The organism is Halapricum desulfuricans (assembly GCF_017094525.1).
In the GTDB taxonomy this organism is placed as follows: domain Archaea; phylum Halobacteriota; class Halobacteria; order Halobacteriales; family Haloarculaceae; genus Halapricum; species Halapricum desulfuricans.
The window spans coordinates 2,064,605-2,077,172 of record NZ_CP064788.1; the positions used below are offsets into that span (position 1 = coordinate 2,064,605).

A 12,568-nucleotide genomic window follows, 5' to 3' on the forward strand; every position below is an offset into this window, starting at 1 on the left:
ATGAGCGATAACGAATCCAATCACGGCGAAGCTGACGAACAGACCCGGCCACGGTTGAAGATCGAGGACAACGTTCCGATTCGAACAGTTGGGATCGAGACTCAGCGCGAACGGAACAACTACAGCGATCTACCTCCGCAAAACTACCTCCACGTTTGGTGGGCTCGGAGGCCAACCCCGGCCTCCCGTCTGGGTATTCTCGCCTCTGTGCTTCCGGATTCCGTCGATGATGATACGCTCCTTCGGTGGATGGGGATTATCCCGGACAATAAAGATCCCGAGAGTAGCATCTCCGAGCACGTTCGACAGAAGCAGAAAACGAAAGACGACCGCGACGGGTTCGTGTACGAACACTACGGCTACCGGAAGTCGTACAAGAACTTGCCAGAAGGTGACGAATTAGAGGAACTCCACGATACTGTCCGAGAAACGTGGGGCGGAGAACTACCTACCATTCTCGATGCGACCGCTGGCGGAGGTTCAATCCCATTCGAGAGCGTCCGATACGAATTCCCTACAATTGCTAATGAACTGAATCCGGTGGCGTCGGTGATTCTTAAAGCCGTACTGGAACATCCTCGGGTTGACGGAAACTTGTCAGATGACATTCGGAAGTGGGGCGAGAGGATCAACGAGCAAGCACGGTCCGAACTAGACGAGTACTTCCCATCGCCCCCTGACGAGAAACCACTTGAATATCTGTGGGTACACACTGCAACCTGTCCAGATTGCGGTCTTGAAGTGCCATTGGCGCCGGATTGGTGGTTAGATAAAGACTCAGGGAGTGAGGGAATTGCTGCAAAGCTGAATACATCTCCTGACTCAAATCAGGTAAATTTCGAGATTGTTGAACTTCCAACCGATATCGAGAAGGCGGATTACAACCCGACAGACGGGACTGTGTCACGAGGATCAGGGACGTGTCCACGTTGTGAGGTAGCAATTGAAGGCGACGAAATCAAAGAACAGGCACAGACAGACGGGCTCGGGCATCAACTGTATGCTATCCATTACGAGAATCTCTCTAAGAACGGTGATCGCCACTTCCGGGCGCCTAGAGACGAGGATGTACAAGGTTTCGAAAAAGCAAGGGAAACCGTTGAGAAAGATCCTGACCTGGCTAACCTATTGAATGAAGAACGTTTTGTCGGGCCTGCGGATCGGTCTGCAAATTATGGCCTCACACAGTGGCGGGATATGTATTCGCCTCGTCAGCTCCTTGTTCATTACACATACTGGCAGGCATTTGAAAAGGTCAAATCAGAGATCCAGACGGAATATTCAGAGTCAATAACTGATGTGATAGTAACCTATCTCGCTATTGCAGCTGACAAGGGTCTTGATTACAATTCAAAGATGTGTAGTTGGCATAATAGCCGAGCACTAATCAGAAATGGTTTTGAGAGGCATGACTTCGCATTTAAGTGGTCGTTTGCAGAGAGTAATTTCCTTAGCGAAGGTTCAGGGTATGATTGGGTTCTTGACTCAATTGTCGAAGTATATGAAGAACTGACAGACCTAGCAGGCCATAGTGGTTCCCCTGTAAAGGTACTACAAGAAGACGCAGCGAAACTTTCTATTGACGACGAAGAAGTGGAGGCCATCGTTCTTGATCCTCCGTACTATGATAACGTAATGTACTCGGAGTTGTCTGATTTCTTTTACGTTTGGCTGAAAAAGTATCTTGATGATGTCTACCCGGGATTCTTCCAACAGGAATTAACCGAGAAACACAACGAAGCTGTGGCGAACCAGGCGAAGTTCGAAGATGTAGCGAGTGGTGATACATCCAAACGAGAGTTGGCTAAGCAGGACTATGAAGGAAAAATGACAGACATATTTGAGGAGATGCATCGCGTTCTCGACGAAGACGGCATCTTCACTCTGATGTTTACTCATAAAAAGACGGAAGCTTGGGATACTCTTACCAAGGCACTCATCAACGCTGGATTTTCTGTCAAATCTACACATCCAATTAGTACCGAAAGCCGTCTAAGCCTTCATCAGGCTGGCAAGAACGCCGCCGAGAGTACAATTCTCCTCAGTAGCGAAAAGCGAGATACTACCGACGAGCAACCCACTCTTTGGGACGATGTAAAGCGAGAGACCCGGCAGGCTGCCCGTGACCGCGCCGAAGAACTTGACGAGCAGGAGTCCGAATTCTCTAAGGTCGATATGGTCTTGGCCTCGTTCGGCCCGACGCTTCGCGTCTTCACCGAATATTACCCCGTCGTTGATGAGGAAGGCAACAAGATAACACCGCAGGTCGCCCTTGATGAAGCACGAGACGCAGTAACGCACTACCTGAACAACAAACACCTCAACGAAGGTATCAACGATTTGGATCCTCAGACAGAGTGGTACGTCCATGCTTGGTTTATGTTCGAAGCCCAGCGGTTCCCCTACGACGAAGCTCGCCGACACGCGATTAACGTCGGTGTTGACCTTGACGACCTGAAGCGATCAAACCGACTATGGCGTAAACGAAGCGGCGACGTAGTCCTCCGGCCCAGTGAAGACCGGGTCCAGAACGTGAACAAGAAGCCCGAAGACCGTTCGTCACGCAAACCAGTCGATCCCGAAGCCTTGTCGTTCACAACAGCCCTAGACAAGGTCCACGCAGCGTTACACATCTACGACAAGCAGGGCGCGACGGAAGCCTGGAACTGGATGGAACAGCGAAGTTGCGGCTCTGACCCCGAGTTCAAAGCCACGCTGGAAGCCCTCCTCCGCGTGCTTCCCCACGATCACGACGACTGGGAAATCGCACAAGACCTTGCTGCCGGCGAGACCGGCGATATGCTCGATCTGGACCTCGACGCCGACATCTTCCGCGACGAAGACGACGAAAGCGAGGACAAGCAGGGGAAGATCACCGACGACTACACGTCCGAGTAACCACCCAAGCTGATGACCTCTCTTCGACACTACGACTGGCGCGCCGTCTACGAGAGCCAGCCTAGCGACGACCGGTCGTACCTCGTCGAGGAGTTCTACCGGCCCGCCCTGGAGCGTGCGACGCAGTACGACCGTATCGCGGGTTACTTCAACAGCGGTGCGCTCGCTGCGGCCGCGAAAGGCATCGAGGCGTTTATCGACAACGACGCGGAGATGCGGCTTATCGTCGGCGCGCAACTTCAGGAACGCGATCGGCCGATACTCGAAGCCCTCGAAGACGAGTTCGACGAGCGATTTACTGACCTCGACGAATCCCAACTGGACGGCCGCCTGGAAATTCTCGCGTGGCTCCTCGAACACGACCGACTGAAGATCAAAGTCGCCCAGCCGAAGCACGGCAAATGGGGAGTCTTCCACCCGAAGGTCGGCATCTTCTACGACAGCGAGGGAAACCGCCTCTCGTTCGAAGGATCGGTCAACGAGACCAAAAGCGGCTGGACAATGAACTACGAGCGATTCAAAGTCCACCGTGACTGGCGACGCGAAGAAGCGACTTACCTTACTGCCGACGTGGAATCGTTCGACCAGCTCTGGAACGACGACCACGAGTACGTCGATGTCTACGACCTCTCGACCGCGATCGAGGAGAACATCATCGAGTGGAAATCACCCGACTCCTTCGACGGCGTCGAGAAAGCCGCCAAACGGGCACAGGGTAAGGACGAACGACCCGAGGAAAGCGAAACGGGTGAGGTGACGGCGTCCGGCGCAGCAGCGGCAACGATCCTCGATAAGGGGCCGAAGATGCCGCAGGGGCTCCATATTGCCGAGGAAGCCAGCACGATCGACCCGTGGCCCCACCAGCGTGTCGTCTCCGACACCGCCGTCAACACGTACCCGCAGGGCTTCCTGTTCTGCGACGAGGTCGGACTGGGCAAGACCATTGAGATCGGGTTCACGCTGTCCCGGCTCGGCCTCACTGACGAGATCCAAAACTCGCTGCTCCTGGTTCCGGCCGGACTGACCCAGCAATGGCAGGAAGAACTCTGGGAGAAGTTCAACCTCAACACCTATCGGTACGACCGCACGACCGGCGGTGACTACGTCTTCTACGACGCATTCGGCAACGCGACTGCGCCCCCTGGAGAAAGCGAACTCGATATCGACGCGGCCCGGCGTGCAGAGGATTGGACTGAGAGCCCGATCTGGCGGTTCGTACACGATCGTCAGGCCGACTCCGACCAGCCCGTCATCGTTATTATGTCGTGGCACACGGCACGTCTCTCCCGCTACTGGGACGATATCGCCCCTGGTGGCAAGGACAATGGCCGACAACGGGGCAACGTCCCGGCAAGCGTCCGTGGCCGCGACGCCAGTGAACGCGAGGGCGTCTGGGATACAGTCGTCGTCGACGAAGCGCACAATGCGCGCCGAACGACCAACCTCTACGGACTCCTCGAAGAGCTCCGGCCACACACTCAAACCTACTACCTGATGACGGCGACGCCGATGCAACTCCACCACGAGGAACTCTACGATCTTCTCACGTTGCTTGAGCTTCCTGACGAGTGGGACAACCGCAACCGGTTCTCGGACTTCTTCCGAACACGCCGGGCGCTCATCGATGCGCTCGACGAGAGCGGATCCGACGAGGCACTGACCGAGATCAGCACACAGCAAACGCTGGATGGGGAGTATCAAGCCGGGATCGACACGTCGCTGTCCACGTCGGAAGAGATCTACCTGAAAGTGAGCGAAGCACTCGGTCTTGAAGACGAAGCAATCGCTCGTCAGCGTCTGCTGACGGCGTGTAAGCTTGCTCGTTCGTACGGAGACTCCTACGACGGATACGTGGAAACGGTAGACGAAGCGATAGCTGCCGCCGATCTCGACACGTTCATGGGCGAAGATCGACAGCTCAAGCAACTCCTCTATCCGGAGAGTGTCGTGGCGACTGAGCCGTTTATCGTTAGTCGGTCGGACCGACGAACCGCGATCGATGAGCTCTCGGAAGACGCCTGGCGCGTCATTCAGGAAGTGCTTGACGAGGCCACACCGGTAAACGCGTTGCTACATCGGAATACTCGGGACACCCTAGAAAAATATAGCGAGGCGGATATCCTGGACGAGTCGGTCGCTGACCGAGATCCCGAGCGGAAAGACATCTCGCTGTCCGACGAAGCCGCTGAAGTGTACGAGCGCATCGACGAGTACACAACGAAGTTCTACAAGAAGGCCCAGGAAGCCGAAGAGCAGCAGACACAGGCGCTCGGGTTCGTTATGACAACCTATCGGGAGCGCCTCACCAGCAGCATCGCAGCGATTCGCAAGAGCCTCTCACACCGACTTGAGACGCTGGAGCGACAGCATAAGGCGCTCGAACGCAAGGCCGCAGTCGAAGAAGACATTGACGCGGAGGCGGCAGCCAGTCTGGCCGAGTTCTCGACAGCGGAGCAGGTCGACTTCGCCGAGTTAGAAGACGGAGGCGAAAGTATGCTCGGTGTCGATATCTCGGAAGTGGTGCCGGGCGATACCGACGAGGGCCTGTCCCTCATCGAAGAGGAGATCACTGAGCTCAGGTCATTTATCCAAGACGTTCGGCAGATCGGGCGTGACCCGAAGATCAACCAGCTGCGCGATGACCTCAGAGAACTCGACAAGCAAGGACACGACCGTGTGCTTGTCTTCACCCAATACACGGATACGCTCGACTACGTCCGGAGCCATTTGACGCAGACGCACGGAGAAAACGTAGCGACGTACTCGGGACGGGGTGGCGAGATGTACGATGCCGACGCCGATGAGTGGTATGGAGTGAGCAAAGAGCAGGTTAAGCGCGCGTTTGCAGCCGAAGAAGACGGCGTCGACGTGCTCGTCGGGACCGAGGCAGCGAGCGAAGGGCTGAACCTCCAGGAGTGTGGCGCGGTCATCAACTACGACCTGCCGTGGAATCCGATGAAAGTCGAGCAGCGGATCGGTCGTGTGGACCGGATTGGCCAGGAACACGACGAGATCACGATTTACCACTACATCTACGAAGACACGATCGAGAACGACATCTACGACGCGTTGGACGACCGGATCAATATGTTCGAAGACGTGGTCGGAGAGCTACAGCCGATCTTGGCCGGCGTGAATCAAAACATCAAGTCGGCAACGCTGGAGGGCGATGGGGACGCAGCTGCGTCTGTAAGCGAGCAGATGCAGGCCACTGGCGACCAAGATACGGTCGACGTTCGAGAGGCGTTGACCGAGGTCGAGTCCGCAACACGCGAGGAGGTCCTTGCGAATGCACGTCTCACAGCGTGGGAATCATACAGCCACCCCGACATCGAATCAGTCGGTGCTGAATCACACGATAACGTACCATTCACTACGGGTAGTGTCGAAGCCGCCTTTACGTCTGTCTTTCCGGGTATCTTGGACTCGCTCACGGTCACTCCTGTGGCAGAGATCGAAGAAGCGAGCGAAATAGACGAGGAGTATCGCGAGGCCGTATATCGGGTTACGCTACCAGATGAAGTCGAAATCTCCTGGCAGTTGGAAGAGGGGACAGTTGCATCACAAATCGCCAATAAGGAAAATACCGTTGCAGTGACGTTCGATCCGGCCTGTGCAGACGAATACCCGTCTCTTCGATTCGCCCTGCCCGGTGAACCGATCTTTGACCAGTTGGTCGATCTAGTCTGTTCTGCGACGGATACGGACAAATATGAATGGGTCCAGCTCGGGTACGACTGGACCGGCGACGACTACAGAACAGGTGGAGAGAGCTGGATTATTGGGCACTTATTTAAGGACGAAGCGGGAGTAGTTCTAGGCCCGGATGGGACGGCAGTCGAGACTCCGACCGATATGGAAAGACTAGAAGAGTGGGTGCATCTGTTTACTCAAAATAGGACGTAGCTGGCTCTACACGGGGTCAGCATAATCTGGTTGTAAGTAAGGCGTATATGCACCACTCACCGATCGGTGATTCTGTGTGGTGGTCCTATCGATCACGTGGGATCATCACACTCACAAAGGGGAAACGACTAACTTTTTGGAAAATCACATTTCACCAGATAGAGTCTCATGGCTACCTCCCAACCAATCACTAGTAGATCGGAGATGCACCGAGTTTTCGAGGATCGTCTCCAGAACGTCCACTCCGATCTGCTGGAGGATACGCGGCTCGATGTCGGGAGGAATATGCTAAAAACCGCCCTTATTGAGACGAATATCTCGCCAGCTGCGTTTCGTGAGAAGCCGGTGCTTGAGGAGGTCATCAAGATTGAAGAGGAACTTCTGATGGTCAAAACCAAGAATCGAGAGGGGGAAGGTTGGTTATTTGTAGACGTTTATGATGACCGGTTATGGTCGATTTACTCCCTAACACCCTCGACATTCTTTAAAATCGCGATCAGCGATCTATTGAACAGCGACGGCGGTGGACTAGATCGCCTCTGGTTGCCGAGCGGCCATATCGAAGAGATCGGCGACATGGGAAAATTTGAGGGAGTGAAGATGAGCTTCGAGGCAGAAAATATCTTCCCAGAAGAGTTCTTAGAGGATAACGATGGCTTGCGCTTTACCGACTTGAATATCAGCGGATCCGGCCGGAACTCACGCGACCTCTACAATATCCTCCGGCAGACGGAAGAGGTTGCCGACTACATCTCGCTTACTCGTGTCCAGATTCGTCGCGAACGAGATGGGCACTTTATCCGCGAGCGGGTAACTAACGATGGGAAGTTTACAACCCGCGGAGGTGACAGCATCAGACTCCACCTCTCTACTGTTGAAGAGATTAAAGCTCGGTATGAGCAACTTCTCACCCGTGTCGAAAATCATCATCGGATTAATGCTACGGAGAGTGACCACGGTGCCCGGGCTAGTGGCGGGCCAGTTGTGATCGAGTTCAGTCACCCAATTAAGGATGTCGAGAGATTTCTTTCACATATAGTAAATTCGAAGGAGCCGTTTCGGCTGACAGGACATATCAGACAGGTCAATGAGAACGCCTGCAAGGTCGACGCCGTCGACGGCCATAATGGCGATCGACTCACGCTTGAGGTTGCCGATGAGTGGCTACGTGTTTACCTTCACGGCGATGCCTGTGGGAATACTGCTCTTCGATTGTTCTCGAACCTTCAGCACTACTACGACCCCGCAGCAGAGTTGGTGATCCGAAATGGCTAGTCTGGATCGATCGCCACACACCCACCAAATCAACCTTTGGATTGCACTCACCCAGTTCGAACCCACATTCACAGCAACCCTCGGTGAGTTAGGCTACGAGTGTGATGTCATCGAAGACCAGTTCTACATTACCGACGCCGACGGTGCCCAGATTATCCACCCTGACGTAATTCTCACCAATATTAATACGGATCACTCACTGGTCATAGACTGTAAAAGTTCCAGTCTAGACCGTGAGCAGTTGATCCGGTACTTGGCGCTCAACGATCACGAAGAACAACTGGTCGTCCAGGATGTAATCGACGGCATTTCAGCCGGGGAGATATCGACGGAAGTCACACTTTCTTCGTTCGACGATCTTACAGACCAAGGTGTGCCGACTGATATCGCGGTCGTACACTTTGATCAAGACCCCTATAGTGGGCTTGCGATCTGGAACCCAGAGCCGCAGGAGTTTAGCCACCCACCAACGGCAGACCTGTTCCCAATTAACGTTGAGCCCGGGGAACCGTTGCCGACTGGGTATTATCCGTTTGATATATACGAGGCAGACAAAGAGGCGATGGTATCGAGCATCCTCAACTCGATTATCTCGCTGGCGATGAAACAGGGCGAATATTCGTTCGAGGAAATTCTTGACCAGGCACATCCATACTGGGATAAGATCGGCTCTGATAAGCAGGCCGAGCTGCTAGAGCGGACTGAACGTATACACGCCGAACTGTTGGATGCCGGCCTTGACGAGTATGTCGAGAAGATTGCCGGCACGAGCGGGCAAGAATGGGGACAGATATCGGCGACGATGCAAGCTATACAGGCTCGAACGGATTATTATGTGGATCGAGCATTAGATCGGCTTCCACAAAGCCGATTAGATAGTGACGCTTGGCAGTCATCCACAGGTAGCGAAGATGATGAAGAGAACCCGGTGTAAGAAGAGAAGAGTTCGTCTGACTCGATATTAAGCGATTACTATCTTGCAACTCGATCTGAAAGTAGCCGTAGACAGTCAACTACGTTCGATCTCGAATGCTCTCTCCAGTAACCTTGCAAGCTCAACCAGCGCGTGGACCGCACGGGGGCCGACAATCAAACTGACGCGGTCCGTCTCCACTTGGTGCTTCTTACCGAGAGAGATGACAAGGTCGTCATCCGGCGAGAATGAAGCGGAAAGCCACGCGGTAACGGTCTCTGTCCCAGAAAACCAGCTGGTTGTTATGTCGTGCCACTCGTCCTCACGTTTGTCACCCGACGGCGGTTCTGACTCGAACCCCTCGCGTCTAAGCCGATCCGCGAATGAACGGAGTACGTCACAGTCTCCAGGAAAGACCTGCACGGTGACGCTCTCAATATCAGCGTTGTATCCACGCCCTCTCTTGCCGAGTTGAAACGTCAGGTCCTCCCACGGAGAACGCGAAATTGTGGCCCAAGCCCGACCACGTCGTCGGAGCGTCTGTTTTGCCACTGTCAGCCATTCATCCGACTGATCGAACGACTGCCAGAACTCGCCTGGGATCGGAATATCGAGCTCAACCGCGGGCTGCTTCTCTTGGCGGAGCCATCGGATGACATCCGGATAGCCCTCTAGTCCGGTACGATCTGGGAGCGCATACGGCCACACTGTCAAAACGCCCGAAAGATCGACATCGTAATTCGAAAAGTCGTCTGGATACAGCCATGCGACGCTGAATCCCTTCTGTAAGTAATGATCGGTTACAGTCTCAATGTCCTTCCCCTCATTTCGGTACTGGACTTCAACTGCGATGCCTTTTCCGTAGGGATATCGGGGCTCGTCAAGCGAAAGGAGGACATCGGCGATACGGTCACCGAGGCGTGATTCGAGTTCCAGTGTGCCATTCTGGAAGTCCTCTGTAAGTCGAGAGTAGGCTATCGACTTCATCCGAAGATGCTGGTCGGACTCACCGGGACATTTCCCCGTCTTGCCGATATCGTCAAGCGTTATCTGGCCGCTTGTTTTCGTGAGTTCGATATCTTCCTCTTGTTTGTGGTGCCGGAAATGACGCGATACAAAGCTATCTCCGCGCTCGAAAGAAGGGATGACACTCATCGGTCCATCGCAGACCGGACAAGTCACGGTTTCATTGTCGTCGACCTGCGGTGGGATCACCCTATCGCCGTTAAGGAGTCCAAGAAACGGCATCTATTGATCTGAGATGAAGATTACTCATCGTCTGTACGATTATTGAATGGGCCGGGGTCGTCCCTGCTGGGTAGACTGGTGCAGCATACTTATCAATCAAAAACAAATACCTGTAAAATATATTTTTTGGACACCTACCGACCCCCGTTTCAAGTGCTTCACCTGGAGTTGCTGCTGAGGTGTGGGCGGTGTATTTTGGTCAGGTGGCCTTAGCCACACGACTAAGGGGGAACCGGAAGCTTGTCTTCCGGATTCCCCCTTGGTCGCGCGGCTGGGCGCGAGCAACGTGAGCGTCCCAGCCGCGCGAAACGCGGGGTTATACCTAATTACGACAAAATAAGCCGAAATAAAGTGAAAATGAGAGTGATGCCTCTAATCAGGGCACGATGCTACCCGGTGTCCCACTCGTCAGCGGGTGGACAGCCGGCGGCTTTCCACTCCTCAAAATCGAACATCTCGCGAGCTTTCTTGTTGTGCCGGGCCTCGCGTTGCTGGCCTTCAACCGACTTCTGGAAAGCCCGGTTCATATCACGGATGCGTAGCCGCTCACCGTCTGCCAGCGTCATCACGACGTGGACACCGGCGATGAACTGCTCGACGTGCTGCTGGTAGGCCGTCTTGATCTCACGAAGGATCGACTGGGCTTCGTCTCGATCTGCCGGCTGGTAGCCGACCTTCAGGAGCTTTCGGCAGTCGTTTCGGTCAACCGTGCTAATCGCATACTCGCGCCGGAGCCGGCTCCACGCGTCGCGAGCGCGCTCCTCAGCGGCGTCAGCCAAGTCCATAGCGGCACTCCCAATCTCCTGCTCGAAGCGATCTCCGGCCGCACGGATCCGTTTCAGGAGCTCCTGCTGGATCTTCTTCGACTCCAGTTCCAACTCGCCGTACGTATGGCGAATTAGCCCTTCCATCCGGCTTGTCACTTCTCGGATCGTCCGGTAGGTGTTGCCCGTCTGCTCGGCGGCCTCTTTCGGCGAGACCTTGCCACCGTCGGTTAGCAGCAACTCCGTCACGTCCCGGTCGGCCTCGGTCATATCGCCCCACAGCTGCATCACGCGGTGCTCTTGCTCGCTTTCGATCTTCGGCAGGGGGCACTGTACGATCTTCCGGGCTTCGTGGGTGTTCTCGACATCCCAGAAGGGATCGAACTCGACGAACGCGTGGCTATCGGCTGTGACCGCTAACCCGGCCCACTCTAGGGCATTCAGGATCGTCTCTTCGAGCTCGCGGTGGGCGTCGTCGAGATCGTCCCATCGGACGGTCTGCTCGGTCCGGCTCGTCTGATAGGCGACCTCGAACTTTGGATGGTAAGGTGCTTGGTCGGGTTCGTACTGTTGCGGTTCATTCGGGTAGTAGTGTTTCAGCTCTTTGCCGAGTTCGTGGCCCCGGATTAGCTCGCCAGCTTTCTCGTCTTCGACGGTGGCTGTGACGTAGTAACCGGGGATCTTCGTGTGGTCTTCGACGTGCTTGCGATAGCCCGAGCGGTCGCCCTGGATAAGCGTGTGCGCCCGTGCAATCGGACCATCAGGTGCGTGCAGTGAGCCGCTCTCGTCGCGATACAGCCGGACATAGTACGCAAGATCGTCGATGTGGCTATCTGGGTGTGGATGGTCGAAATAGCGACTCGCGATCCCGTACGCGCTCATCACGCGCTTTACGAGCGTCAAATACTCCTCGTGGGGGATGTTGGACGCCTGGACCTGGACATCGATATACGGCGCGCCGTAGTCCGGTACGGAAACAGGCTTGCCGTCGGACCGAAGATCTGGCCAGCGCGGCCGGACTGTGATCGTTCCGCCTTTGACACGCTTGTCTCGATCGGCTCGCTTGCCCTCGTAGGTAGGCGAGTCCTTTGAGACGAAGTAAAACTGGAATTCCCGGACTTGCTCAAGCTGGAAGTCCGGATTGTCCCAGGGGTCGAGTCCACTTTTCGAGTAATCGAAGCACGTAGCCCACGTCTCGCCGAGAAGCTGGATCTCTTCGGTGGGCTTGCCTTCGGTTTCCCAGCGGTCGCCCCACTCTTTGATGAGGTTGTCCATCGCGTAGTAGGGCGCGAGTCCGTGGTCAGTCACGTTCGCGCCGGGGTGGACGCCGAATGTGAACCGAACGTCGCCCTCGTGAGGCGCGGCTTTGACGTGCCGGCTCACGCGCGACACCCCATTTTATGAGGGTTGAGACTGTTAGTTTCAGGTAGCTCTCCCCGATGAACGGGAGATATTGAAGGAGTCGTCTCAAGCCTAGGCCGGGATTTGAATCCGGGCTCTCGTCCTTACCAAGGATACTCGGTTAGACGAAATAATCGTCTGAATCGATGTTGTCTGCAAGGCA

At 55.1% G+C, this 12,568-nt stretch carries 6 protein-coding genes; 4 read left to right on the forward strand and 2 right to left on the reverse strand.

Features of this window, described 5'->3' with window-relative positions; translation table 11 throughout:
* The 4 genes from HSR122_RS10650 to HSR122_RS10665 all read left to right on the forward strand — a co-directional run bounded on the left by HSR122_RS10650 (position 1) and on the right by HSR122_RS10665 (position 9,013).
* Positions 1-2,898, forward strand: a complete 2,898-nt coding sequence (locus HSR122_RS10650; RefSeq protein ID WP_229109772.1) for a DUF1156 domain-containing protein — start codon at positions 1-3, stop codon at positions 2,896-2,898.
* A gap of 12 nt (positions 2,899-2,910) precedes the next feature.
* Positions 2,911-6,804, forward strand: a complete 3,894-nt coding sequence (locus HSR122_RS10655; protein WP_229109773.1) for a helicase-related protein — start codon at positions 2,911-2,913, stop codon at positions 6,802-6,804.
* A gap of 168 nt (positions 6,805-6,972) precedes the next feature.
* Positions 6,973-8,079 (forward strand): hypothetical protein, encoded by a 1,107-nt coding sequence (locus HSR122_RS10660; RefSeq protein ID WP_229109775.1) that lies wholly within the window; start codon positions 6,973-6,975, stop codon positions 8,077-8,079.
* A complete protein-coding gene (locus HSR122_RS10665) occupies positions 8,072-9,013 on the forward strand; it encodes a hypothetical protein (RefSeq protein WP_229109777.1) in 942 nt (313 codons plus the stop codon). The genes HSR122_RS10660 and HSR122_RS10665 overlap by 8 nt, the downstream gene beginning before the upstream one ends.
* Positions 9,014-9,088: 75 nt before the next feature.
* On the opposite strand, the gene HSR122_RS10670 is transcribed toward HSR122_RS10665, so the two are convergent.
* Complete coding sequence (locus tag HSR122_RS10670; RefSeq protein ID WP_229109779.1) at positions 9,089-10,147, reverse strand: competence protein CoiA family protein; 1,059 nt, start codon at positions 10,145-10,147, stop codon at positions 9,089-9,091.
* Between the two features lie 482 nt (positions 10,148-10,629).
* Positions 10,630-12,387: a DUF7845 domain-containing protein gene (locus HSR122_RS10675; RefSeq protein ID WP_229109782.1), complete on the reverse strand. Its 1,758-nt coding sequence runs from the start codon at positions 12,385-12,387 to the stop codon at positions 10,630-10,632.
* Positions 12,388-12,568: the final 181 nt, after the last annotated feature.

Coding starts and splice junctions, on each gene's coding strand:
- HSR122_RS10650 (WP_229109772.1), top strand. CDS start 1: ATGAGCGATAACGAATCCAATCACGGCGAAGCTGACGAACAGACCCGG.
- HSR122_RS10665 (WP_229109777.1), top strand. CDS start 8,072: ATGGCTAGTCTGGATCGATCGCCACACACCCACCAAATCAACCTTTGG.
- HSR122_RS10670 (WP_229109779.1), bottom strand. CDS start 10,147: ATGAGTGTCATCCCTTCTTTCGAGCGCGGAGATAGCTTTGTATCGCGT.
- HSR122_RS10660 (WP_229109775.1), top strand. CDS start 6,973: ATGGCTACCTCCCAACCAATCACTAGTAGATCGGAGATGCACCGAGTT.
- HSR122_RS10655 (WP_229109773.1), top strand. CDS start 2,911: ATGACCTCTCTTCGACACTACGACTGGCGCGCCGTCTACGAGAGCCAG.